Source organism: Limnohabitans planktonicus II-D5, from assembly GCF_001270065.2.
Taxonomy (GTDB): Bacteria; Pseudomonadota; Gammaproteobacteria; order Burkholderiales; family Burkholderiaceae_C; genus Limnohabitans_A; species Limnohabitans_A planktonicus.
This window is the reverse complement of record NZ_LFYT02000012.1, coordinates 87,198-112,592: the sequence shown is the minus strand read 5'-3', so window position 1 is coordinate 112,592 and position 25,395 is coordinate 87,198. Positions and strand designations below refer to the sequence as shown.

The 25,395-nt window shown below is 57.4% G+C and carries 17 protein-coding genes; 1 reads left to right on the top strand and 16 read right to left on the bottom strand.

All coding sequences use genetic code 11. The features are described 5' to 3' along the window. From H663_RS31520 to H663_RS31455, 14 genes are all read right to left on the bottom strand, one after another. A partial coding sequence (locus H663_RS31520) for a transposase family protein (RefSeq protein WP_133239963.1) occupies window positions 1–312 on the bottom strand: 312 nt, incomplete at its 3' end. A gap of 91 nt (window positions 313–403) precedes the next feature. Beyond that, on the bottom strand, window positions 404–1,108 hold the full coding sequence (locus H663_RS31515) for a DUF262 domain-containing protein (RefSeq protein WP_133240011.1): 705 nt from the start codon (window positions 1,106–1,108) through the stop codon (window positions 404–406). A 183-nt stretch (window positions 1,109–1,291) separates the two neighbouring features. Further along, window positions 1,292–2,359 carry a hypothetical protein gene (locus H663_RS31510; protein ID WP_133240010.1) on the bottom strand — a complete coding sequence of 356 codons (1,068 nt, stop codon included), beginning with the start codon at window positions 2,357–2,359 and terminating at the stop codon, window positions 1,292–1,294. A 159-nt stretch (window positions 2,360–2,518) separates the two neighbouring features. Continuing rightward, a complete protein-coding gene (locus tag H663_RS31505; protein ID WP_240620500.1) occupies window positions 2,519–3,142 on the bottom strand; it encodes an RNA ligase family protein in 624 nt (207 codons plus the stop codon). Between the two features lie 83 nt (window positions 3,143–3,225). After that, on the bottom strand, window positions 3,226–3,735 hold the full coding sequence (locus H663_RS31500) for a hypothetical protein (protein WP_205872717.1): 510 nt from the start codon (window positions 3,733–3,735) through the stop codon (window positions 3,226–3,228). Between the two features lie 14 nt (window positions 3,736–3,749). Continuing rightward, window positions 3,750–5,048 carry an AAA family ATPase gene (locus H663_RS31495; protein ID WP_053174013.1) on the bottom strand — a complete coding sequence of 433 codons (1,299 nt, stop codon included), beginning with the start codon at window positions 5,046–5,048 and terminating at the stop codon, window positions 3,750–3,752. A gap of 188 nt (window positions 5,049–5,236) precedes the next feature. Continuing rightward, window positions 5,237–6,406 carry a HEPN-associated N-terminal domain-containing protein gene (locus tag H663_RS31490; protein WP_083451240.1) on the bottom strand — a complete coding sequence of 390 codons (1,170 nt, stop codon included), beginning with the start codon at window positions 6,404–6,406 and terminating at the stop codon, window positions 5,237–5,239. 3 nt (window positions 6,407–6,409) lie between these two features. Then, entirely contained in the window at window positions 6,410–10,786 is a 4,377-nt protein-coding gene (locus H663_RS31485) for an Eco57I restriction-modification methylase domain-containing protein (RefSeq protein ID WP_053174009.1), read from the bottom strand. An 18-nt stretch (window positions 10,787–10,804) separates the two neighbouring features. Further along, window positions 10,805–13,651, bottom strand: coding sequence for a helicase-related protein (locus tag H663_RS31480; RefSeq protein ID WP_053174007.1), 2,847 nt, complete (start codon window positions 13,649–13,651; stop codon window positions 10,805–10,807). Beyond that, complete coding sequence (locus H663_RS31475) at window positions 13,648–18,969, bottom strand: DEAD/DEAH box helicase (protein ID WP_053174005.1); 5,322 nt, start codon at window positions 18,967–18,969, stop codon at window positions 13,648–13,650. Before H663_RS31475 ends, H663_RS31480 begins: the two co-directional genes overlap by 4 nt. A gap of 135 nt (window positions 18,970–19,104) precedes the next feature. Next, window positions 19,105–20,289, bottom strand: a complete 1,185-nt coding sequence (locus tag H663_RS31470) for an FAD-dependent monooxygenase (RefSeq protein ID WP_053174003.1) — start codon at window positions 20,287–20,289, stop codon at window positions 19,105–19,107. Window positions 20,290–20,350: 61 nt separating this feature from the next. Then, a complete protein-coding gene (locus H663_RS31465; protein WP_053174002.1) occupies window positions 20,351–20,800 on the bottom strand; it encodes a type II toxin-antitoxin system VapC family toxin in 450 nt (149 codons plus the stop codon). Between the two features lie 3 nt (window positions 20,801–20,803). After that, the gene (locus H663_RS31460) at window positions 20,804–21,067 is read right to left on the bottom strand and encodes a type II toxin-antitoxin system Phd/YefM family antitoxin (protein ID WP_053174001.1); all 264 of its coding nucleotides are present in this window, start codon (window positions 21,065–21,067) and stop codon (window positions 20,804–20,806) included. A 143-nt stretch (window positions 21,068–21,210) separates the two neighbouring features. Continuing rightward, entirely contained in the window at window positions 21,211–22,668 is a 1,458-nt protein-coding gene (locus H663_RS31455) for an aminotransferase-like domain-containing protein (protein WP_053173999.1), read from the bottom strand. Window positions 22,669–22,862: 194 nt separating this feature from the next. On the opposite strand from H663_RS31455, the gene H663_RS41615 reads away from it, so the two are divergent. Beyond that, window positions 22,863–23,237 carry a DUF2917 domain-containing protein gene (locus H663_RS41615; protein WP_165803904.1) on the top strand — a complete coding sequence of 125 codons (375 nt, stop codon included), beginning with the start codon at window positions 22,863–22,865 and terminating at the stop codon, window positions 23,235–23,237. Here H663_RS41615 and H663_RS31445 read toward each other — a convergent pair. Beyond that, window positions 23,201–24,196 carry an aldo/keto reductase gene (locus H663_RS31445; protein ID WP_053173998.1) on the bottom strand — a complete coding sequence of 332 codons (996 nt, stop codon included), beginning with the start codon at window positions 24,194–24,196 and terminating at the stop codon, window positions 23,201–23,203. The genes H663_RS41615 and H663_RS31445 overlap by 37 nt on opposite strands. Before the next feature lie 166 nt (window positions 24,197–24,362). Beyond that, on the bottom strand, window positions 24,363–25,325 hold the full coding sequence (locus tag H663_RS31440) for an MBL fold metallo-hydrolase (protein ID WP_053176738.1): 963 nt from the start codon (window positions 25,323–25,325) through the stop codon (window positions 24,363–24,365). Between the last annotated feature and the right edge of the window lie 70 nt (window positions 25,326–25,395).

The following is a 25,395-nucleotide window of genomic DNA, read 5'->3' as shown; positions in this document are numbered from 1 at the left end:
GCCACTGCCCTCGCGCGCCCAGGGGACCTGTGCCTGTGTTGTCTTGCCGCAGTCGCTGCAGGCCACGCGTGGCACCTCGGCGTGCAGCCAAGCTTCGTATTGGAAGAAGTCCAAGTGCCGCCATTGGCGTTTTTGTCGGTCATGAATGCCTTGATCGAGCAAGCCACACACGGGGCAGGCCAGACGTTTGGCATCGCAGGTGAGATCAAAGTCAATGCGACGGCGGGCCATGTCGAGGTTGACGTTTTCAACGCGCCACGGGGCAGACAAGCCCAGCGCACTGGTGAACAAAGATTCGATTCCAATAGCCATTTACGGATCTTCAGTTGATGAACGGACATCCGCCATCAGGATTTGTGAGCAGCCGACTGCGCCTGTGGCCAACAAACACCACCGGGCTCGGTTACTGCATTGTATTTTTCAAGTCAAGTTCCACACGGAATGACGAAGAGCCATGTGTTTGGTACATGCGATTGAGGTCGCCGTCTTTCACATTGGTTGGGCCACCCGCCAACTCTAAACACACCAGTTGAGCGGCTACATGGTCAAACGTGAAACGCTTATTATTGAAATTGGTCCTTTCAAAAACAGGGTGTACGGTTAACTCTTTCACAAATTCACGCATCTGACCTGGCATGGCGTTGCGTTTTTCTTGAGCCTTCAAAGATGTACCGTTTTGCAGGCGCAAAAACATTTCGCGCACTTCATCTTCGTCCGTGTCTTCCAAGACCACCACATCCACGGTGTACAGCGCAAACTGAATCTTCAAATCGTCCGTCAAACCCTCGTAGGTGCAACCTGCAATAGCAACTCCATCAATGGGTTCGGCACTGGAGTCGAGAGCAAACTCACCATCTACAAAACTCCAAATGGCACGCAACCGCTGCTGACCGTCCACGACGTCATAACGTTCTGGACTGTCATTCACTTTGCGCCAGTACATTTTGGGAATGTCGTACTCGCGCAAGATAGTGTCAATCAACAAACGTTTTTGCGCCACAGTCCATACCGCTGGCCGCTGGAAGTCTGGGTTGGTATCGATCCGCTGCCGAATACCTTTTGGCATTATCAGAACACTTATGGGGAATGGCTTTTTGTTGGTTTTCACTTAGTATTTCCAGGCGTCAATTGAAATCATGTAGCCAGCACTCAGCACTGCGCCTATTGTTCGGTGATCTTGCTGAGTGCACTGTTTTTTGATCAGCATTCGACATGCATTTGCGTTCGCTTTTGAAATCGATGGTGAGTGATTCAGGCGGGGGAATCATGTCAAGATAATTCAAAAATTCGATCACTTACCGGCCTTCACTGCTACACCCTCTTGCAGCAGGGCGCCATCCAATACCGACTGGGGAATTTCACTCATCACCCGGTCAACGAACTCTTTGTTTTTCAGGGTTTCGTAGGTCACGTCTTTGTAAAACTTGTGAATTTTCATGCCTGTTACCAGCGCAGAAGCTGAAGGGAAGGCCTTGTCCAACTCAGCCCGAACGTAATCTGCTGCCGCATCAAGCGTGTTGGAAAACAAACCCTTGAAACGTGGTGGCGGATCGGCCAAAACAGCACGCGCCAGATCGGGCACGATGGATGCCACCACTTTGTCAAGCGCCTCTTGCAAGTCTTTTTCCAGAGCCTCTTTGCAAGCATCTAAATCATTTTGAATATTGGCCAACTCGTCTTCAAATAATTTCTGCTTCGACTTGAGCATTACCCGACCTGCCTGACCGACTGGTACCAAGAATGCCTCGCGGAGTTCTTCCAGCCGCTGAGTCACATCTTGCAGCTCTTTGGGCTTTTCCATTTTGTCCAGCACCTTGAGCGATGTAGTAACCCGTTCTTTCAGCGCTCTGTCCTGGCTGGCAATCAAGGGCAGTGATTTGGGAAGCTGAATCCTGCGGCTCTGAATGTTGAAACCTTCAAAGTTAAGTTCCACGAATTGAATCAAGGCCGCGTAGACCTGCGTTTGGCGAGCCAGATCAAATTGCTGGGGCGGTGCAATCTCTAAGGCCCGCTTGACTTTGGCCACTGATTGTTCATCCACCACTTCATTGCCCACCACGGGGTATTCGGGGGCCTGAGTACTTGCGCCAACAGGGGGCAGCTCTGAACGCAACACCATGACCTGCGCAGCGGTTAGTGCAATGGCATTAAAGGCATCACCATCGGCAGTGGGGTCGTCCTCGACCAGGCGGGGAACGCTGGCAAAACTCCAGCCAGAGTCGTCACATATCAAAGCCCCAATGCGCAAACCTTCGTGATGGCGAAGAGACACGCCTGAGGCACGCAACAACTCAACAGCTTGGTGGTCGCCATAGCCAAGGCGGCTAACACGAGCCGAAATGTCCAGCACGACTTGCACGGCATCCGCCCCCAAACGTCGGTGGGCACCCGCAAGCGATTGCGCTATAACACCACCAATGCCAGGTGCTGCCAGCACCACATGCTTGTTGGCAGCATCAATCGCATTGCAAATCGACTCTTCGGTCAGTGTGGTGAACAGTGGCATTTCAAAGCTCTTTTATTGTCTGTGGGCCAATCGATTCCACTCGACCCGCCTACGACTCCAGTGTTCCTCGATGGCTTGTGTGAAATCGGGGCGCACCAGCTTGGCACGAACTTCGCACCATTGTTCTGAATCGTGACGAATCACCACGCCTTCGAGCGAACCGCTGCGGTAGCGACTGGGCGTTTCCTTGAGCATAAGTTTGAGATGATCCAAGCTGGTCGTGCCTTGCAACAGACAGGGCACCGTGGCAAAGCCATAGGTCTCGGCCAACGCGTTGCGGCGCTGCACGCTCCAAAAGCGCCCTTGGGTTTTGTCGTACACATCGAACAGCAAAAACCAATCGGGCAAATGGTCGTAGCCCAATGAATGGCGTGCTGCACACCACTCTCCAAACAAAATCACGGGTGTGTCAACAAGGCCCAGCAATGCCAGTTCAACACGATCACCCGCCAGTGCCAGCCAATCCGGCAAGCGGGCAAATTGCCCAGCAAACGGCTCCTGCAAATACTGCCCACGGTTTTGCGCCTGCAACCGGCCATGGGCATCGAGAGAAAAGCCAAGGTTCGCACCATCGAGCTTTTCTTCGACCACCACTGCTTGCGACAGCAGCGCCTGCGCTTCGGTGACTGAAAGCACCTTATCGTCACGCGGTTCGCCTTTTGCAAGCCAAGCAATGTGAGGGGTATGTGGGAATCTGAAAAAATCGCTCATTGATCTATTCAACGCATCTGCTTTTCTGCATGCTTTTGACGAGACCAAGCGGCGATAAGAGGCTCCAGCAAAATATTGTGATTTAACAGACCCGTTTCCCAATCGTGCCAATCCGTATCGCCTGCGAACGCAACACAACCCTCACCAAATAATTGGTGCGAAGCAAGGGCAGCAGCAACTATTTTCTTGTCTGCATCATCGTGAATAAGCCCGCTTAGTGATTTAGGAAGTACGGCATGGCCATGCTTATCGAAGTCAACTGGCACATCGTCAACTGCGGCAGTGCTCCATTTGTGTATTACAACCTGAATTCCAAAGTCATTAAATCCAAGCTTATTGTTGTATTCCTTATAAATTTCCCCTGCCTCATCCAAGACCAAACGAGCATCGCTCTGCTGAAATCTGTCGAGCCAGTTCCAAACCTGCTCTCGCAAAACTGGATCATCTGGTGTTGCATCGATGTCTTTGGGATGTATCGGATCCGCTGCACTTGCAGCGATCAATACATTGGTGTCCACAACATATCTCTCCCTCATTTCGTCTCCCTTTTTTTGCGTTCAAACATCAACTTCGCTTGCTCACGGGTTTCCCCCAGAGTGTCACCAAAAAAGTTATCGGGCCAGTTAGTCAAGCGGCCATAGGAGTCCAGAATCAATTCACGGAGTTTGGCTCCCTGGCGCCCCTTTTCGACAAAATACATTGCGCATTTCTCAGTTGTAGTGGTCTCTTTGGCAACCAAGGTTTGCAGCCGTCGAAAAAGATGCTCAGAGTGGGTTTCGACAATGAACTGCACCTTTCGCTTTTTGCTGACATCAACAAACAACTCAGCCAACATCGACTGTGCCAAGGGGTGAAGGTGGATTTCTGGTTCCTCTAGCAAAACCGTGCTTCCCTCTGGTGCAAAAAATGCCACAGTCAACACCGGAAGCACCTGCGAAACGCCAATACCCACATCTCGCAAATTGGCCACAACACCATCTTTATGAACAACAACTTCATAACGGCTTGAACGGCCAATCTGACGTACTTCCAGCTTGTCAGCAACCTTCATCTTCTTCAGCCACCCAGACACGCTGTCCAGGGTCAAGTTACGCTCATCTGATCGAAGCAAAGCACTGGCTAACAGCACGTCAATCGCTTTATGTCCGTCAATACCAATTTCGCCCGGCTTAGATTTGTTCCAGACGTAGTCACGCTCAGGCTTGCGGCGAAGTGGTCCTAAATAAATTAACCCCTCCAATTCGCGACGCACTGCAAGGCTCAAATCCTCCATCAAGGCACCATCAGTACCCAAAGTCTGAATTGCATGTGCGGACAGCGCAATGGACCGCTCAGGTGCGAAATCTCGTTTTGCACCACGGGACTGACTTTCCTGATTGACAAACAACGAATAAGCGCCCTTATCTCGTCGTTCAGCGCGGTATGAAAAGTCTTGATCTTTGACACTTGTCGTTAGTTGCATGGACTGGATGGCCACAGCACCTGAACCGGCTTGTCCGTATACGGCTCGAAATTGACCACTGTTGATACGCTCTTCCTTGCCAGGGCGCTCGTAGGAAAACTGGATTTCGAAGTGACGTGGAGATGCCCCTTGTTTCAGGACATTCTCAAATTCACCAAAGTTGAAGAAGTCATTCAACTCATCGCCTCCCAAATTGAGCTGAATCGTTCGGTCTGGAGACTGCACCGTCTGCTTCAATAGCAAGAGGCTTTGAATGAGGGTTGATTTACCAGATGAATTGGTACCCAACAGCATGGTGACCGGCTTGAGGGCGACATCACCTGTATCAGACCAAGCTTTAAAGTTTTTGAGTTGTAAATGCTTCAACATAATGCTTCCTTTTATTCCATATTGTCCATGACATCTCGAGCCGTTACCATGACCGCCAGCCCTATGTGGCCGGTATTAGCCACCGTGGTTTGCCCAGCTGCCTCCGCACCAAGCCACAGCTATGCACCAGACAGGCGCTTGCGTTCTCTCTTAATTCGAGGTTGAGGGGTTCAGTAATAGGAATCATGTCAAGCCTTGATGACCTCGGCAGATTGAAACTTCACCATTCCAAAACGTTCGAGTGAAGACTTCACATACCGCTGACCGCGCTCAGGAAAAAGCACAAAGTTTTTTCCCGCTGTTAAAGCACTGGGGTAAATCAGCCCATCCAAAGGTTTTCCATCAGGGGAAAAGACTTGGGCGAGATATTCGCAAACCAGCTGGGTAGGCACGTACTCAATTTCAGGAACGTCGTCTTTGCACAAAGGCTTAGAGATGTCCTCTAAAAAATGCCACAGAAAGATTGCATAGTCCTGTGTGGGATCACGCCCCTCGAAAATGGACATGCACTTCGGTTGGTGTGTCAGGTCTAACACCCGAAGTTCTCTGCTGGGCTGCCAACGACTGACAGTCACGGCATCACCAACTACAGCACGCGCTTCGTGAAGCGCCGTTGTTTGATCAAACGCCAAGTACAGATAGGGGATGCCCGCTGGGTTCATGCGACCTCCAGTGGCTTTGGTGTGCGGCGGTGGTCCAGCTTCACCTGCAAGCAAAGGCCAAACACCTTTTCTAACCCTCAAAAACACTGCATCTGCTGAAATGGTTTGCACCATCTGGTTGTGCTCAAACACGTGCCCCAGAAAGCCCAGCATCTCTGCAGGACTGATAGGCCGTTCGCCGTACTCATCAACGGACTTGTCAACATGAAAATGAAATCGGCTTTGGTGCTTCACCGCGCTGACGAAAGCAGACCATGACCACCGATACCGTTGATGTCCGTAGCTTCCAAAAAAATCACCTTCAAGTGCCTCAACCCAACCTACTTCATGCAGTGCACCCGCTACGTCTTCAATCAGCTCGTTGCACCAATTCACACCTTCGTTACTCAATGTTCCTTCAAGCACATCTTGCGTCGACAAGTACTCAATTGGAAAGTCCTTGCTGTAAGGTGCTCCGGCATTAGCTTCGTCATTAAATGCATAGTGAATGCCAGTCTTTACTGCATCCAAAATACAACTGACCTCAGCTGTTGACACGCCACTGTTACCGCAGTAGTCACAGCCCGTGTGGTGTGCTGACGCATCTACCAAACTGGCCAGATAAACATCATCTACGCAGTCAACACATACGTGCCTGTCCAATCCATCCCACCCACGCTCTTGCGCTTCCATCCATGCTTGTTTTGCTCTACCCATGCTTCACTCCAAAGCATCCCAAGCCGCCAACACCAAGCGCTGCGTCCGGTATTCGCCGAACTCACGGAGTTCGCCGTTTTTGAGGACGCGGAAGGTTTCGCTGGGGTAGTCGTCGCCCATGACGTCGGCGGGGTCGAGGATGTAGCGCAGTTCGTCGCGAGTCAGGCCGTAGAGGCGGGCGTAGTAGGCGTCTAGTTCGGCGCGCAGTATTGCGCGACGCTCGGGGTTGAAGGGGAATGGCGGGCCGTTGTGGCCGAGGTCTTTGGCCCAGGCAGCCATGTCATGGGCGGTGTAGGTCAGCTCCAACACGCGGGGGACGATGTAGGCCAGGTCACCTTCGGTGTAGCGGTCGGGGGGCAGGATAGGCAACTGCTTGAAGATGAAATAGTTCATGTGCGTACCACCAGTCTTATGGCGTGCAACTACATCAAAAACTAAGGAGCACAAATTGCCATAAAAGGCGCCGATCACTCGCTTATTGCTGATTCCGGCGAACAGTGCCAACGGCATTTGATTTCCCACTCCAGACAGAGGAACCACTGACGAAATCACCGTCCGCTCGTCGGTCGCCCTGCAAATGTCCCGCCACCCCATCAACCACTGCGGGCAAGACTCTTCCAGTATCTGTTCAGCAAAGGCCAAAGCCTCATCGACAGTTTGTAGGGCTGGCTCATCCTTAAACAACGGTCCGTAGCGCTGTGTGGCTTGAAGCATATCGCTCAGACACCTATCTTCCACCAAGAACCATCCAGGCTGTTGACTATCATTGGCGGCCTCTACTTCGGCTGTGGGTTGCCCAGGCAGATAGTTGTCGTTAAGGGGGGTTAAGCAGGCGGGATTGTCTCCACACAAGCCCATAGACACCGGTGATAGGGCGTGGGCAAATGGATGGTGCTTGGCAAAGGCCCGCCAAGCCGGATACACGCCCTGCCCGACATCCCGGCTGAGCCATTGACCAAACAGCAGCCAGGCGATCATTACCACGATGCCCGGTTCATGTCGGTCTTTGATCGCTTTGAGCAGTCCGTCCGGCAATCGGGCTACCTGTAGCCAGACTTCGCGCTTGTCCACCCAGTAGCGCGGGCTTAAGGCGTTATCAAACGTCGTCTTTTCGTCGAGCGTAAGGTCACGCGATGGCCAGTCTGCGTTTTTCACGCCCGCAGTTGGGATGAAGGTGGCTAATCGATGATCAAACTGGTGAATCAGCTTGGCTTCGTACAGTGGGTAGCGGTCTGGCGCAGGCTCGTTCTTGAACAAACCACTGTCGCTCGTCATGTTGAACAAGCCTTGCGAAAAGCGGATGCCCCAGGGGTTAACTTCTGGTGCGACCAGTTTTCGTTTACCGCCCTCTTCTGCATATACCGCCTCTTTGATAAGAACAGGCGCTGATCTGTACAGCTTCTTGGTCAGTTCTGCATCGCGCTCGCTGCGGAACATCGGGCAGGTGAGCGTGTTGGGGTTGATGAGCTGAAACTCTTGCGGCGTGAGCCTGAAGCGTCGGCGGGGATCGGTGAGTTGACTGGTTTGTGTGGCAAAGCAGACAAATTCAGCAGCAGGTGACTGGCCCACTGTGAGCAGGCAATATTTCATACGGCTATCCACTGCCTCGAAAAGCTTGGCTCTGTTTTCAATGTCGTACAAACTCGCAAGTTGCCCCGTCTGCGAGATGTGGCCAAAGAACAGCTTGGTGCTGTCGTCGGTGGCAATGCCCGTGGGAACGATGAAGCCCGCCCGCCCTGCGGCCGACTTGATTTGCAAAATAGTTTCAGAAAACAGCGGATAGGTGTTGAGCTTGCCCACCGCAGTCATAGGGTAACGCGAAGATTCGCGATAGAAGGTGTTGGTCGCGGCGATGAGCTGCCCGGCTTTCTGGTAATCGCTCCACAGCTGGGGGTTGGTCTTTTCAAGTTCCTTGATGGCTTTTTTGCGGTTGTCACCCTGCAAGGCCGCAATTTCTGCGGCACGGGAGGCGAAGAACTCCTCTTCGCCCATTTGTGATACCTCCCACGGGGGGTTGGCCAACACGCAGTCGAAGCCACCCACGGCAAACACCTGGGGGAAAGCCAATGGCCAATGGAACACATAGGCAGCCTCACACATAGCCTTGGCGTTGGCAACCAAAGCCTGATGTGCATCACTTTTGTCATGGGGGCTGAGCTCGTGAATCAGGGTCGCCGTTGTGGGCACCTGCTCCCCTGTTTCATTCGTTTTAGGCGTCAGAAATGCGGCTACAAACAAGTCGGCTGCATGGGCCACGTTGCTGTCTTCGTTTTGCGCCAAAAACTGGCGGTAGGCCTCTTCCTTGGCATGCACCTCGTCCGTGCTTTCCGCAGGCATTGCTTCAATGGACTTGAGTGCTTGCAGGCCAGCCTCGCCACCAAATGCCAAGCTCAGCTGGCCCGAGTCCAGGTCACGCTGAATTTGCTTCAGCGCCACAGCGTTGGTTTTCGCCAGGGCTTTGCAGACTTCTTTGTCATCACCCGCCAAAGGTTTGAAGGCATCTTTGCTGATGCCTTTTTCAAGCACGTTCAAGTCGGTCAATCCCAGCAGCGCATCGCCCACTTGCAGGTGGTGGTCCAAAAAGCTCAGCGGCCTGCCCTCTTCAAAGCCTTCCAGCCACAGCGCGGTGCGGGCCAGTTCGATGGCCATGGGGTTGCGGTCTACGCCGTAGATGCAGCGGGCAATGACTTCGCGCAGGGCATGGCGGTAGGCGGCGGGAGTGACCACGCCGTCGTCAGACCGCAGTGCGGCCAGGCGCTCGGCCAGTTTGCGGGCCGCAGCCAGCAAAAAGTGTCCGCTGCCGCAGGCCGGGTCGCACACCTTGATGCTGAGCAGTGCGTCCACTGGGTTGTCAGGTTGGGCGGCAATGCGCTGGTCTATCACGGGCACCAGTGCGGACTGGATGAGTTCTTGCACCAGGCTGTCGGGGGTGTAGTAGCTGCCGGTGAGCTTGCGTTCGTTACCGGCGGTGCTGCCCTCGCTGGTCAGGCCCACAAAGCCAAAAGTGCGGGCGGGCAGGTCCACCTCGGGCACGAGTTCAAGCAAGCTTTCGTACACGCTGCCCAGCTCTTCCACGCCCATGTTGCGGTAGTCGATGGGGGCCAGGCTGCCACCCGCTTGCGCGGCCCAGCGCATGCTTTGCATGGTGGCCAGCAGGTGGGCGTTGCTCAGCTCGGCCCCATCCAGCGCGGGGCATTGGTTATTGTTGAACAAGCCACCCAAGGCGGGCAGGCCCAAGCGGGACTCGCCATGGTTGAGGCCTTTGAACACGATGCGCATGCTTTGCCACAAGTCGTCAAAGCGGTTGCGGGCACGGCGGCGCAGGGCCATGTCCCGCAGACGCGCCAAGGCATAGCCTTGGGTGTAGGCCGCGTTGGTTTGGCCATTGGCGTCTTTGAGCAAGCCGCGCTCTTCGATGCTGAAAACGAAGATGAGGCGGTAAATGAGCCGCAGCAGCTGGGCGAAGTAGGCTTCTTTGGTCAGATCGCCGTTTTGCAGGGCCAGACGCAGTGCGTCGTTGGCGGGGTGCTGCAAAAAGCCGTTGCCAAAGGTGAGCAGCGCTTGCGTGACGCCCAGGCGCAGGCCGTTGCGCACGCGGGTGCCCTCTTCTTGCCCGGCTTCTCGCCAGGCCTCCCACACCACAGGTGCGTTGGCCTGGCTGTCGCTGGTGGCTTGCAAGCCTGCGCGACTGGCGTGCAGCAAGCGCCAGGTGTAGGCAAATTCGGCGTAGCGCTGGCCGCTGAGCAGGTCCGCGATATCGATGTCGAGGTAGCTGGGCCGGGTGAGCGTGGCGGCGTCGCGCAACAGGCGAATGGTTTTGCCGTTGGTGACCAAGCCCCATTGGTGGTCAGGGCTGGCGTTGAGCAGTTCTTGCATCAACTGGAAGGGGGACTTTTTGCGGGTGCCACTGGCCGAGCCGTCGGCATGGCGCACGCCGTAACGCGGGTCAGCTTCGTCAAGGCCCAGGTTGTGCGGAGCGATGACGATGGGCAGCTGTGCGCCTAAGCCGTTGCTGGCGATGTGGGTGACGGTGTAATGCCGGTCGCCCACGGTGATGCCGGTGCTGGCCCCAACGGCAGGGTAGCCCAAGGCGTCGCGCAGCAGCTCGGTCACAAAGGTGGCGGTGGTGTGCGCAGCGTCCAGGTCGGCGCGTTCCATTTGCTTTTCAAAATGCTTCCACTGGGCAGATGCGATTTGAAAGGCGCGGCTGTATTCGTCTTTTTGCTTCAAGCCTTTGGGAATGCCGTAGTCGGCATCGGCTTGCAGGCGGGCGTTGCCGAGGGCGGCTTTTTCGAGCACGTCGGGCAAGAACAAGCCACCTTCCAGGCGAAGGGTGGGCAGGTTCAGGGTGGCTAGCTTGTGGCGGGTGACGCGTTTCATGTTTTTGTTCTATTCAGATCACAGCAATTCGGGCAGCAACACATAGACGCCGATCACGTCCACTGGAAGGCAGGGGCTGACGCTGTATTGACCCACGTCGCGAGCGGCTTCGCGCACGCGGCGGTGGTCTTCTAACAATGCTTGGGCACGTTCTTTGGCCAATTGACCAAGGTATTCTTGATTGGCCTGCGCAAAGTCCAGCGATTGCTGGATCTCGCGGGTGATCAGCTCACGCGGCAAGTTGCTGGTGGGTGTGCTTTGCAGCAACTGGGCCACGCCTTCGTCGCTGAGCCAAACCGGGTTGGTGCGGCCCTGCACGGCAACCGCCACAGTTTCTTCGGCCATCATTTGATAGGGCTCTTTGCGGCGGACATAGCTGAGCTGGTGGCGCAAACGCAGCAAGTAAACCGTGGTGACCACCTGCACGGCATCGGTCTCGGTTGCAGCGCAACGGGCTGTGATGCTGGTTTCGCCCTGCAAAGCGGTTTCGATCAGGTGGTCGGCCAGCACGGTCACCAGCGGGTGGCTGCGGTGCAGTTCGGCAAAGTCGATCAGCAAGCCTTTGGTATCGCCCTCTTTGACCAAACCTTCATCATCCAGGCGTTGACGCAGGGCCTCAGGCAAGTGGACCGTGGGCAACTTGAAGGACTGGCGACGGGCTTTTTCTAACGGAGCGTTCAAGCGGGCGCAGGCGCTTTGCACAAAGCGCTGCACATCGTCTTGGGTGCCGAGGGCTTGTTGCTGCTTTTGCCATTCGGGCATGACCTCCTCGGGCCGAATGGCACGCTGGGCAAACACGGTGCGGTTGGCTTTGGCTTTTTCGAGTGCGTCGGTCCACTGCGCTTGCAATGGAGCCAAAATTTCTTCGGCTTCTTCAAAACCCAAACCCATTTGGCGGCTTTCGGCGCTGACGCGCTTCATGAGCGCCGCTTTGACCATGGCTTGGTTGATGCGGGTTTTATCTTCGGGCATGGGCACAAGCACGCCAAGCTCTTTCTGGATGGCTTCGCCTTTGCGCAAGATGACGTTGAGCACAAAGCCATCGACCGGGTTGTCTTGGCCGTAGAGCATGGTGCAACGCACTTCGGGGGCCTGCTGGCCAAAGCGGTCTACCCTGCCCTCGCGCTGTTCGTGGCGGGTGGGGTTCCAAGCCAGGTCGTAATGCACCACGGCGGTGAACAGGTGCTGCAAGTTGATGCCCTCAGACAAACAGTCGGTGGCCACCAAAATGCGCGTGTCGGCGTCTTCCATGTTCTCCACCCGATCGCGGCGCTCTTCGGGGCTGAGTTCACCAGTTACGGACAAAACAGTGGCTTGTTTGAAGTGTTTGCGCAGTTCGTCGGCCACGTAATGGGCCGTGGCCACGTAGCGGCAGAACACCACGGGGTGGAAGCCTTCTTTCACCAAACCATCCAAGTGGGCAATCAGGTTGGCGAGTTTGGGGTCGCCCGACTTGCCGCTCAAGCGCTTTGCGTCTGCAATGAGGGCTTGCAAGCGCTGGGCATCTTGCAGTTGCGGGCTGAGCTGACCAGCGGGCTCCAGATCGGTGCCGGCCATGTCGTCGGCTTCGCCGTCGTGCAGGCGGTCGTCTTCCAGCAGGTCTTCGCCATCGGCTTCCAGCGCGGTGCCGGTTTTGCCTTCCAGGCGGGTGGTCAGCGCTTTGACGGCAGCGGCGGGAGACGAAGCCACACAGCGCAACAGGGCCAAGGTGGCGTACCAAATCAGGCGGGCTTGACCAGTAGCTTGGCCTTGTTCGTTGGTCTCGATAGCCTCGGCCATTTCACGGCAGTAGGTTTGCACGTTGTCGAAAAACGCGCCCCAATCGCCCGTCAGCTTGTAGGTTTGCTCTGTCTTCATTCGACGGGCAAAGCCGCGCAAGTCTTGGGTTTGGGCTTGCCATTCCACGATGTCTTTGCGACGGCGCTGCACAAAATGACGAGCCAGCAGCACTCGCAGCGGGTCTTGTGCAGAGGTGCGGTTTTGCAGCTGCGCGAACTCGGGGTTGAGCAAAGACAGCAGGTTGTAAAACGCAGTTTCGTCACCCGAGTGCGGGGTGGCGGTGAGCAAGAGCAAATGGCGTGCTTCGTCTTTGGCCAAGCGCTGCAAGAGCTCAAAGCGCAGTTGCTTAACAGCGCCGCTGCTGGCACACGTGTGAGCTTCGTCAACGATGATGCATTCGGGCGCAATGGACAAGAAGTGCTCGCGGTGGCGTTCGCTCTTGATGTAGTCCAAGCTGACGACAACGATGGGGTAATGGTCAAATAGGCTGACGCCATGGGGTAGCTCGCGCTCCACACGGCTGGCACTGGCCGATGTGAGGGCCACGGCTTGCAAGTTGAAGCGGCTGAGCAGTTCGCTTTGCCATTGCTCCACCAAGTGCGGGGGGCACAAAACGGCAAAGCGGGTGATTTCGCCACGGTCCATCAGCTCGCGCACGATAAGGCCCGCTTCAATGGTTTTACCGATACCAACGTCGTCGGCAATCAACAGGCGCACGGTGTTCAGACGCAAGGCCATGAGCAAGGGCACCAGTTGGTAAGCGCGGGGCTCTACCGCGATGTTGCCGAACGAGCGGAAGGGACCACCGCCTGCACGCAACTTGAGTCGTAGGGCGTCGCGCATGAGCAGCGCGGCCGCGTGGTTGCCGGGTTGGGTGGCGTCGGGCCAAGGAAAGGTGGCGGGCTCGACGGGGGTGAACTCCAGCTCAGGAATCAGGGCGATGGTGTCTTCGTCAGACCCGCCCAAGGGGCGCAAGCGAAGCAGGGTGGTGGCTTCGTCAAAAGAGGAGTCGGCCTGAACGACCCATTCGCGCCCACGGGCGCGAACCAGGTTGCCGGGTTGGAAGTGTGCGGTGGCTGTGGTCATGAGTTGTTCTGGTTTCCGGAGCCAAACACATGTGGGTAGGCTGCAAATTGTTCGGGCCATTGGGCCGGTTCGGACATGACCAACACTTCACGGCCTTTGTCGCGGAGGTGGCCAACGATGTCATCACTGACCGCGCTGAGGAAGACCACTGTTCTGGCCGATTTGTAAAAGGCGTCTGAAACGGCGTTGGTGCCAGAAATGGGCACATTCACACTGGTGGGCATGGCGAAACCACCTGCCTGCAAGGCTTGTTGCCACTGATTGAGCAAGCTTGCCCCGGTTCCATCGTCAACAGGTGCGAGGGTTGTGGGCAAAGTGGATGCGCCTTGCGGCGCTGGCATCACTTGAGCATTGGCCAATGCCACCAAAAGCTTGAGCGCATCTTCATTGCGGCGGTTGATGTTGTCGTGGTCGGGTTGGTTGAAATAAGACAACAGACATTGGTAACAGCCTGCTTCGCAAATGTGATGACCGTTTTTGTCCAGTTGCTCTAGGGCGGGCAGTTCATCAAACTTCCACGTGCCCGTGGGCGCGTTGTAGTGCAACAGCTTGAGGGCCGATGCAGCCACTTGGGCGAGGGCTTGGGGTTCGGTGGCCAAGCGTGTGAGCACACCTGCACCACCCTCCGCTGCCTCGTAGAACATGATGGCTTGCCGGTTGTCTTGCGTGGGCAGGGCTTCGGCCACCAACTCGGATTCTTCGATCTGATAGGTCATCTCGATGCCGCGCTTGAGGGCGGCTTGCAAGGTGGCCATGGTTTCCAGGTCCAGCGTTTGCTTTGCAGGCTGCAGGATCAGGATGTTGCGGTAGTCCTCTACGAACGGAACGATTTGCTGGTTGGGCACCTTGTCGAGCAAGTTGTCTTCAGCTTCGTTGGCTTCGGTTGCACCTGGTTCGTCTTTTTTGCTCCACTGCCCCGTGACGGGGTTGATGTAAAAGCCCAGTTGGTTTTTGTCTTTGCGGCGACGCCAACCCCTGTTGATGCGCCAGATGAGTGCGGCGGGGGCGTAGGTCAATTCGGCCAACGCCGGCTCGTTGGCATCCACGCTCGACTGGACGATGGTCTTGACCTTGGAAATTTGGCCGTTGGGGCCGGGCAAAAACCGGTAGGTGGTTTGTAGCTCGAAGCCTTGACGCTGGCGGTCTTCGTCGTTGATGGAGATGCGTTCCACGGCCATGGTCTCGACCGTTTCGATGCGGTAAAGGTTTTTGACCCAGTCGTTGTCGGTCAAGAGGGCATCGCAGTTTTCGCAGCGGTCCACGATGGGGTCGCTGCCACCCAGCTGGCTCATATGGGCATAACCACAAGCACTGCACACACGGCTGGTGACGGTAGCCAGAGAGCTGTTGCCCGAGATGTGGTCGGTGTTCCCGACGTTGAGCTTGGCACGCACCACGCGGTACATGCGGCCCTGGTGGTAAATGAGGCTGCGAGGGCCGAATTCCGAAAGAGCCAGAAAGCGCGGTCGGCTGACCATGCTGCCATCGTCGTCCTTGCCCCCTGCTCCACCTTTGGCCGGTATCCACGCCATGAGGGGCAAACGCGGGAAGTTGTAGCCGGGCAAAAAGCCTTGACTGGCCAGGTAACGGTAGGTGTAGAAGTCGTTGTTTTGGGCGTTACCGGTTTTGAGTAGCAAAGCGTATTGCTTGGCGGCATCGCCATAGCGGCGCTGTGAGTTGAGTTTCTCAGCGTTGCTGCTGGTGTAGCTTTGGCTGACGGTGTTGGCCATGTCCATTTGCTTGCGCGTTGCTTCGACCAGGGTACGCCAACGCTGGAATGCATCAGAAAAGTCCTTCGGTGCTTTATCAATGGTGTTTTTCGCATGTTCGGGCGAATACCATGGGCTGCTTTGGACTTCTGTCACCACCTGCTTCATGAAGGCCTGTGCGCTTTGGGCAGCCCGTTGGTTCACTTCGGGCGAATTGATTTTTTGCCACAAAGCGTCTTTGAGGGGTTGGTCTATTTTGTCCAGCTCCAGCATGGGTGCGATGCTGGTGTCGAGCTGGACTTGTGCTGCTGAGAGCCAGATGGCGTGGAGATGGCTTTCGACAAGGTCGCGGTTAGCCAAGTCCAGTGTGGGCGCCTTGACGATGCCGTGCACCATGTCAGTGGCGTGGTGAAAGAACCATTGATCGTGCGGGCTAAGAGCTGCGCAATAAGTGATGACCAGCGCCTGCATGCCGGAGCGGCCTGCACGGCCGCTGCGCTGAGCATAGTTAGCCGGGGTGGGCGGTACGTTGCGCAAATAGACGGCATTAAGTGCCGAAATATCCACACCCAGCTCCATGGTGGGCGAGCAGAACATGACGGGCAAACGCTGCAATGGCGCGTCGTTGGCGGGGTTTTCTGCCCAGTCCTGGCGGTCTTTTGTTGTGTAACGGAAACGCTGCTCCAGCAGCTGGCGGCGTCCGGCGTCGACTTGCGCGGTGTGCTCTTGCGCCTCGAAGTTAAAGAGTGCGTGCTGGGATTGCTGCAAGGTCTGCGCAACAGCCAGGTACAGGTTGCGGAAGTAAGCGTTGTGGCGGGTGTCTGTGTCTATGTCATCGTCGCGCACCAGCAGCCAGTCCATGCTGCTGGCGTTCAGGCGCCAGCCAAGCAACTGGGAGTCGATCTCGAACTTTTGTACATAGCCGTAATTGGATGCGGCCTTGAGCAGGTCTTCAATGAAGGCTGTCCATTGCGGGTCTTTCCAGCCACTGACCACAGCGGCTGCGGGGCTGCTCTTCCACAAATGGGACAGCTTGATGTCTTTCAGCAAGCGGGTTCGTGGTCCACCCGGTACCAGGTCTGTTCGAGGCTTTCCTCGGTATTCTGGGCGCTTGCCCAAGATGAGGTATTTGGATGTTTCGAGGCTTTCGTCGTACGCGAATGCCCAGCGGTCGTTCAGGTATTGGAAGGCGGTGGTCTTGGCACGCTCTTGCTCGATGGGGTCGAGGTACATGCTTTGCAAGCAAAGACCGCGACGCATGTGGTCAAACAGGCACACCGAAAGCTCTGTTCGGTGTTGGGGCGAGAGCTTTGACAAAACCGGGTTGTCTGCAAACAAGGTTTCTTCGGTAGCAAATTCAGCAATGCCGCGGTATTGGATGTTCAGCAGGTTGAGCTGGTCCAGGTTGGGGTTGTTAAAGCGCCAGCCTCGACGCAGGTCGCGCATCAGTCTGTACCCAATGATGAAGCGCAAGGTCTTCTGGGCATCTTGCCGGGCAAGGCCCATGATCTTGGGGTTCTTGAGGTATTCGGTCAGTGTGCCTTGATCAACTTGTTCGAACCCCAGCGCTTTGAAAACTTGGCTGGCCAATACGTCTTCAGACAGCAAGCCTTGGTTGTTTTGCAGTGCGCCAATGAGCGCTGCACGCAGGGTCAGCAAAAAGATGAAGTCGTTGAAGTGGCCCGCTTGCAGAGCGGCATCTTGACGGTTGTCGGTGAAGCCCAGAATTTTGCGGGGATCGGGTTGATCCGTCTGCGGATCGCCTTCAGCAAACAACTGACGAATGGCGGTCAAGGTCAGGATGGTGGTGGCAGATGAGCGCCCTTCACCGGACAAGCTGGCCAGTCGATTGATGTCTTTGCCATGGACCTCATGCGACAGACCGCAGCGCAGACAAAACCTGAACTTTCCGGGAATGAACCAGAAGTCTTCACCGCCCCGCCCGTGCAGGCCATCTGGCCCCAAGGTGACCGGTTGCGGCACGGCTTTTCGGTATGTGCTTTTGATTTTGGGTTCGGCTTTGCTCAGGTCGAGCCAAGTTTCGGGCAACTCTTCGAGTTGACCGTTGAAGGTCTGACCTGTGGTTTGCGGGCACAGGAAGCCGTAATGCGCGTCTTCGTTTTCATCGGAAGAGATGTCGTCAATTTCGCGTGGACTGTATTCCTGCTGGGCATTGCCGGAGCGCCAGACGGGGTGGTATTCCTGCCCGCAATCGCGGCAGAAGTGCACGGGATACAGGCGCACCTCTTCTGCTTGTCGGCCAGGCGCAAAACGCTGCGCGTCCAAGGTAATGTGGCGCTTGCCCGCTGGCTCTAGCGTGGCCAGTACTTTGCCTGGACCGCTGATGAATTGGTGCAGCTTGAACGCAAATGGGGGGCGGCCTTGTTCGGTCTTGACTTCGTGTGCGGCCACCAAAAAAAGTTGCAGGCCTGCACGGGCCAGATTGAAGTCACAACCCGCATCTTCGGCCAGCCTGGCCGCCGCGTCTTTGAGAGTCATGGGCTTGGCGCGGCGCGGCGCTTCTTGTGCAGGCAGCTCAATACCCAGGTTCAATTCGACCCAGATGGCCAAGGGATCGTCTTGAAAAGCCTCGTAATTGGGCCATGAGAAGCTTGTTTGAGATAAAGCCGACTTGAGGTAGGGCTTGATGGCGTCTACGTTTTTGGCACGATTGGTCACTCGGTCCAGTGTTTCACCAATGACATCGTGCTCGGTGATGGTGGTGCCAAAGAGTTTGGAGGCCACTTCGGCGACGGTCTTGTTGCGGTCAGCTTGGGTGCCCGTGGATGACATGGTGGCGGATGTGCCAATGCAAACCAGCTTGTTGGCTTGCAAGCGCTCGCGCAGGCGACGTACCAGCATGGCCACGTCAGCACCTTGACGCCCCCTGTAGGTGTGCAATTCGTCCAACACCAAAAACTCAAGCCCTTGGCAGTGGTCAACGACACCACGGTCAATTTCTTCGTGGCGCGTGAGGATCAGCTCCAGCATCATGAAGTTGGTCAACAAGATGTCGGGGGGGTTGTTCTTGATGCGTTCGCGCTCGGTTGCGCTTTCCTGTCCGGTGTAGCGGGCGACCGTGAAGGGCTGCTGGCCCGGTGCGTAGCCGTGCAAAAACTTGTCGAGCTCCTCCAACTGGCTGTTGGCCAGTGCGTTCATCGGGTAAATGACGATGGCGCGTGTACGCGGTTTGGGATCGGCCTGCTTGGCTTTGAGGATGCGGTCGATGATGGGGATAAAAAACGAAAGCGACTTGCCAGAACCTGTGCCGGTCGTCACCACATAGCTTTTGTCCTGCCCGGCTTTGGCCAAGGCTTCCATCTGGTGTGCGTACAAAAACAAATCGACAGGCGTGCCCTCGGGCTTTTTGGCCTTGAACAACTCGGCACAGGCGGTATGCAAATCGCCCTTGGCGGCCAACTGCTGAACGGTGGCGCTTCTACGGTAGTTGGGGTTGATTTGAATCAGCGGCTCGGGCCAATAACGGCCCTCGCTGTATTCACGCTCGACTTTGTCCAAGATGTCTGGAGCATGAATTTTGGAAAAACTTCTGGAAAAGGTGCTGTATTCACTGACCAGCTGGTCTCGAAAATTGAAGACATTTTCCATAGGGTTTTTGCTAGGTTTTTGGCGGCAAAGAATTTGATGAGTCTAGCCCGGAAAAACGAGGTTTCTGGTCAACCGATCCGCCGATTGTTGCCCCACCCAAACCTTTTAAATAATTGACAACTCCGACAAAAGTAATCAACCGCCCCCATACAACCACGGCACATCCATCAACCGCTCGCCCATCAGTCGCATCGACAGGTTTCGTCCCCAAGCTACGGGGCCAGTGGCGTGGAAGATGCGTCCGTTGCGAATGGCGCGTGCTTGCACCCGTGCGTTACGCGCCCAGCGCTGTTCGGCATAAGCCTGCAGCTGCTGGGTGACCGATGCGCTGTGTGCGCTCAGGCTCTGCGCCAGAACCTGCGCATCTTCGATCGCCATGCCCGCGCCCTGCGCCAAATAGGGCCGCATGGGATGCGCCGCGTCGCCCAGCAAAGCCACGCGGCCCTGGGCCATCTGGCGGAACGCGCTCAAGGGCTCTCGGTCGTGCAGCGTCCATTGCCGCCAAGCAGGCACCGATGCCAAGCGCTCGTGCAAATCACGGCCCACCGCGCCCATGGCCTGCATCAGCGCATGGGTGTGCCCAGCTTGGTCCCAGTCTTGAGATTGCTCGGGTTTGGGACCGTGCACGATGGCCACCAAATTGAGCCATTGCCCACTGCGCACCGGGTAATGCACCACATGCAGTCGCGGCCCCATCCACACGGTGACTTGGTCGCTGCGCAAGTGCGCAGGCAAATCGGCCTGCGCCACGAGCGCCCGATACGCCAAGTGCCCGGTAAAGCGTGCCGGAGCATCGCCCAGCAGATGCTGGCGCACCGCGCTCCACACGCCGTCGGCCCCGATCAAGGCGCTGGCCTGAAGGCTGAGGCCTTGCGCCGTGTTCACTTGCAAAGCCGCTTCGCTGTCCTGCCAGCCTTGCACGGTCTGCCCCAACTGCAGGTCCACCCCGGCGCTTTGGACTGCCCGGTGCAACAAAGCCTGCAAATCGGCCCGGTGGATGGTGGCGTAAGGTGCGCCATACCGTGCCTGCGCCCGCGCGCCCAAAGTCAGCGTGCCCAGCACCTGCCCGGTTTGGGCATCACGGGCTTGCAACTGCTCCGGGAAAGCCGCCACCTGCGCCAGCGCCGCACCCAAGCCCCAGGCTTGCAAAATGCGCGTCACGTTCGGGCCGATCTGGATGCCCGCGCCCACCTCGCTCAGCTGCGTAGCGCGCTCGAGCAACTGCACAGGCACCCTGCGCTGCGCACACGCCACAGCAGCGGCCAGGCCGCCAATACCGCCGCCCGCGATCACCACCTGTTTGCGCTCATTGCTTGTCATGCTGGGATTGTGCGATAAGCCCAAGTTCCAAATCTCACGCACTTGATCGAAGGCGCGTGCATCAGGCGCCCATCAACACCGGCAAGCCCTGCACCGCAGAAAAGTCCCGGTCATGGGTGACCAGGGCTGCAGCGCCAATTTCCAGCGCCGAGGCCAGCTGCACCGCATCGGGCAGCTTGAGGCGGTATTGCACCCGCAACTGCGCTGCCAGACTGGCAATTGCGGCCGACAAAGGCACCACTTGGTAAGCGCCCAAAGCCGTCTCGTAGCGTTTGGCCAAGGCCGTTTGGCCCACCTTGAAAGGCCCGGTCAGCACCTCGGCCAAGGTCACGGTGCTCAAGGCCAGTTGGATCTGGCCGCGCTCTGCGGCCTCAAACAGGCCCAGAAAACGGGGCGCGAATTCCGCATGGTCTTCGAGCAGATAAATCCAGGGCGCGGTGTCCACCAGCACCGTGGCCCCCTCGCTCAGACCACCCCAAAGCGCCGCCGCAGCACGGGCACGGGTCGCCAACGCTCAGGCCCACTCATCGCGCAGTTGGGCCACCGCTGGGGCCGCACCCTCTGGCCACAAGCCGCGCCCCGAACCACGCAAGGCCAGAACACCGCCTTGCCGCAGCGAGCGGGCCTGTTGGTCACGCCACTGCTCAACCGGCACCACCACCGCCACCGGTTTGCCGTGGCGCGTGATCACAGTGCTGTATCCCGCCACGGCCTCCGAGGCGATGAGCGGCAGCTGCGCCCGGGCTTGTTCGAGTCCGTATTGCGGGGTATCTGACATGGCCAACTCCTTGATTAATGTACAGACTGTACAGAATTTGAGGGATTGATGTCAAGAAGTGCCTGTATGGAGGGATCGGGCTGGGACCCTTTCGCGCTGGGGAGTGCTTGGCATGAGCTGCTGGCGCAGCTGTCATACAACGCTCACCGTCCCTCAAGCAGCGCCTGGGCCATCTGCCCCAAACGACTGAGCGCCTTTTTCTCAGCTTCGCCCCAAGCCCCTGAAAAACTCAGGCGCAAACAATGGGCATACCGGCCCGTGGCAGAAAACAAAGACCCCGGAATGAAAGAAATGCCCTCGCCGCCCGCGACTTCAAACAAGCGCATGCTGTCCACCGCCACGGGCAACTCCACCCACAAGGTGTAGCCCGCTGGTGGGTCGCTCACCCGCGTACCCTTGGGAAAATGCGCGCTCACCCATCGCCGGGCCTCTTGCAAGCGTGCTTTCATGGTGGCGCTCAAACGCCGCATTTGGGATTCATAAGCGCTTTGGGTCAGCAAGTCAGCCAGGGCATGTTCCATCACTTCGTTGGTGGCTGCACCCTGCACGCGTTTGAGGGTGGTCACCTGCTCTTTCCAGCGGCCAGCTTCTACCCAGCCCAAACGGACTCCAGGCGAAATGGTTTTGGAAAACGAGCCGCAAACCATGACCGTGCCATCCTGATCAAAGGCCTTGACGGCCCGACGCCGTTCGTCAGACGCCAGCAAATCGTTGAACACCACATCTTCAATCAGCGGCAGGCCGTGCTGGGCCAACAGGCGCACCAAGGCCCTTTTTTCGGTCAAAGGCATGATGGCTCCCAAAGGGTTGGACAAGGTGGGCACCGCCAGCACTGCCTTGATCGGCTGGGTGTCCAGCGCCAGCTGCAAGGCGGGCAAAGACAAACCCGTGCGCGGGTGCGATGGAATTTCGACCACACGCAAATTGAGCGATTCCAGCAAGTCCAGATATCCCAAAAAGGTGGGCGATTCCAGGGCCACCACATCGCCTGGGCGGGTCACGGCCATCAGGCACAGGCTAATGGCCTGCATGCAGCTGGCGGTGATCACCACGTCTTCACCCCTGAGCGAGCACCCCAGATGCAAGGCTCGCTGGGCCACGGCGTTTTGCAGGGCTTGCGTGCCTGTCTCGTTGGAATAATCAACCAAAGTGCGCCTATGCAAACGGGCGGCACGCGCCACCGCCACACGCAGCCGGTCTTCATCAAACAATTGGGAGTCACGCGGTCTATAGCCAGTGAGATTCACAGCCATCAGATTCCGACCCTCACGGTCAAGCACATCGGAACGGCTGCGCGGCGCCAAGGGCACGCTGTGTGGGGGTGGTTGCCCCACCAATGGCAGCGCAATGCGCTGACGCTGCTTGCGCACAAAATACCCCGCCTTGGGCTTGGCGTGCGCCAGCCCCTTGTCTTCAAGCCAGCGAAACGCCTGCATGGCCGTGGAAATAGACACGCCTTCTTGGGCGGCAGTGTCGCGCACCGAGGGCAGGCGCTGCCCGGGCAGAAAAGCACCGGACTCGATCAGCGCGGCCATGCGCGTGGCCATCTGCACATACTTGGGCTGAATCGGGGCGGATGAGGACAAAAGTGGTGCATTCATGGCTTAGCCATTGTGCATCAGCGCTTGCGGACATCGGGACCCAGTACCAGTACAGATCCACCCCATTTGCACCCTACAGTTGCGCTTCGAGCGGGCTTGTCATGTCCGTCATGTGTGCCCGTTGTATCTACCGCTCTCGGAGCCTGTGGGCGACAGTCATGGCCTCAGCATCCACATTGTTTCAGGAGACCGCCATGAACTCAGCACAAACTCAAACCTTGCCAGCGCAGGGCATCCTGACACTGCGCAAGCCGTCTGCCTTGCAACTGCGCGTGCTCTCTGGCTGCGTGTGGTTGACCGAAAGCCGTGACCCCACTGACCACTTTTTGCAAGCTGGAGACAGCTTCTGTTTGCACACTGAGCGGGTTGTGATCGAGGCACAAGAAGACAGCCTGATCGTTTGGACGCCCACTGCCAACACGCCATTTGCAAGGGCGAGAAGGCCCGATGCTCCCGCCAAGTGGCGAGCCCATGTGCCGGGCTTGGCTGCAACCTGGCGGAAGCTTGGCACTGCGCCACTCTTCGGGCTCTTTCAGCGACCGTTCAAGGGATACGACGGGTCGTTGTAACCTGGCGTAGAGGGATGACCCATGGCCACCAGGCTGTTGACCAAGGCCTCGTCTTCGGCGGTGATCTCCACATCCAGTGCGCCCGCGTAGTCTTGCCACTGCGCCAGCGTGCGGGGGCCAGCAATGACCGCACTCACATGGCGGTTGGCCAGCACCCAGGCGGTGGCAAAGTGTGCGAGCGATACGCCTTTGGCCTCGCAATGCTGCCGCAGCGTTTGCGCAATCTGCAGCGATTCTTCGCGGAACTCGGTTTCCAGAATGCGCTTGTCACCCCGGGCAGCACGGCTGCCCTCTGCGGGCGTCTGGCCGGGTGCATATTTGCCCGTGAGCACCCCGCGTGCAATCGGGCTGTAGGGCACCACGCCCAGGCCGTAATGGCCGCAGGCTTCCAGAATTTCCACCTCGGGCAAGCGGTTGAGCAAGTTGTAATAAGGCTGACACACCACGGGGCCGGGCATGTTCATCTGGCGGGCCATGTTGACCATCTCGGCAATGCGCCAGCCCCGAAAATTGGACACGCCCCAGTAGCGGATCTTGCCGTCGCGCAGCAAAGCCTCGATGCCCCGCAGGGGCTCTTCGAGGTTCATGCCGTTGTAGTCGCGGTGCAGGTAGTAAATGTCCAGGTGGTCGGTTTCCAGGCGGCGCAAGCTGCCCTCGCAGGCCCGCAACATCCAGCTGCGCGAGTAGCCCTTGTGGTTGGGTTCTTCCGACATCGCGTTGCCCACTTTGCTGGCCAAGACCCAGTGATGGCGTTGCCCTTTGAGCACCTGACCGACGATTTCTTCGGATTTTCCGAGCGTGTACACGTCAGCAGTGTCGATGAAGTTGCAGCCTTTTTCTTGCGCATCGGCCACGATGGCGCGCGCATCTTCCAACGGCGTTTGGTCACCAAACATCATGGTGCCCAAGCACAGGCGGGACACTGTCAGGGGGCTTTTGCCCAGGGTGGTGGTTTTCATGGTGGGGTCTCCGAAAAAACTGGGGATGCAAAGCCCCCTTGGGGTCCTGTCGCTGAGCACATCGCACATCGTAGCCAAGCACTCGGCCTACCACTGTCCAAAACGGACACAAAAAAACCCGGGCTGTCAGACCCGGGCTCTGGTTGCGTGCGGCTGATGTGGTGAATCAGGCCACCGGTACAAACTGGTAACCATTGCCCGAGGGCGTGATGGAACCAAAGGCCGGGAACGGGAAGTGGAAACCACCGGCCATCATTTTTTCCTTGACCAGCATGTCAAAGATTTTGCGGCGGCTTTGGCGGGCCATTTCGGGGTTCATGTCAAACAGCACGGCCCAATCCGGGTTGCGGGCAAACAGGGACGGCACGTTGGTGATGTCAGCCACGTAGGCAAAGGACTGACCTTCAGAGCGCACCGTGAACAAGGTGTGGCCCGGGGTATGACCAAAGGCGGCGACCGACTGGATGCCAGGGGCCACGTTGCTGCCAGGTTCGAACTTGACCAGTTGGTCTGCGGTCAAACCCGTCAAAGCACGTTTGACAGCCCCAAAAGCGCCTTGCATGCCTGCTGGTGCTGCCGCAATGCGGGTTTCGTCTGTCCAAAAGGCGTGCTCGGGTGCAGGCACATGCACACGGGCATTGGGGTAGACCAGGTTGCCGTTTTTGAAGCGCAAGCCATTGATGTGGTCGCCATGAAAGTGGCTCAGCACCACGTTGTTGATGTCCTCGGGCTTGAAGCCCGCCGCCGCCAAGTTACCCAGCAGTTTGCCGGTAGTGGGCGGGCCGTTGTCGGCAAAACCGGTGTCAAACAAATAGCGCTGGTTGCCGTTGACCAGCAGGAACGGGGTGAAAGGAATGTCGATGTAATCGGTGGGCAGATTTTGTGTGGCCAACAGCGCCTTGATTTGGTCGAGCGGCACAGCGGGCACAAATTCTTGCCCCAGAGGGCGGCGCAAGGCACCATCGTTGAGGGCAATGATTTCCATGGAGCCGAGCTTCATGCGCTTGAAACCCACCGAGGGCAATTCGGGCGCGCCCAATTGGGGTGTGTTTTGCGACCAGACAGACGAAAAGGTCAGCGCAGAGGCACCGGCCATGCCTGCACCCAAAAAATGACGACGGTTCAACATGCTTTGCATCCTTCAACAATGGGGTGCTCAGAATACGCGGCACTTGCCAATGGCTAGCTTGAGGTGTGAT

Excerpts from the sequence above, each read along its gene's own strand:
- H663_RS31495 (WP_053174013.1), bottom strand. The coding sequence starts at position 5,048 with ATGTTGAAGCATTTACAACTCAAAAACTTTAAAGCTTGGTCTGATACA.
- H663_RS31490 (WP_083451240.1), bottom strand. The coding sequence starts at position 6,406 with ATGGGTAGAGCAAAACAAGCATGGATGGAAGCGCAAGAGCGTGGGTGG.
- H663_RS31485 (WP_053174009.1), bottom strand. The coding sequence starts at position 10,786 with ATGAAACGCGTCACCCGCCACAAGCTAGCCACCCTGAACCTGCCCACC.
- H663_RS31480 (WP_053174007.1), bottom strand. The coding sequence starts at position 13,651 with ATGACCACAGCCACCGCACACTTCCAACCCGGCAACCTGGTTCGCGCC.
- H663_RS31475 (WP_053174005.1), bottom strand. The coding sequence starts at position 18,969 with ATGGAAAATGTCTTCAATTTTCGAGACCAGCTGGTCAGTGAATACAGC.
- H663_RS31470 (WP_053174003.1), bottom strand. The coding sequence starts at position 20,289 with ATGACAAGCAATGAGCGCAAACAGGTGGTGATCGCGGGCGGCGGTATT.
- H663_RS31460 (WP_053174001.1), bottom strand. The coding sequence starts at position 21,067 with ATGTCAGATACCCCGCAATACGGACTCGAACAAGCCCGGGCGCAGCTG.
- H663_RS31455 (WP_053173999.1), bottom strand. The coding sequence starts at position 22,668 with ATGAATGCACCACTTTTGTCCTCATCCGCCCCGATTCAGCCCAAGTAT.
- H663_RS41615 (WP_165803904.1), top strand. The coding sequence starts at position 22,863 with ATGAACTCAGCACAAACTCAAACCTTGCCAGCGCAGGGCATCCTGACA.
- H663_RS31445 (WP_053173998.1), bottom strand. The coding sequence starts at position 24,196 with ATGAAAACCACCACCCTGGGCAAAAGCCCCCTGACAGTGTCCCGCCTG.
- H663_RS31440 (WP_053176738.1), bottom strand. The coding sequence starts at position 25,325 with ATGTTGAACCGTCGTCATTTTTTGGGTGCAGGCATGGCCGGTGCCTCT.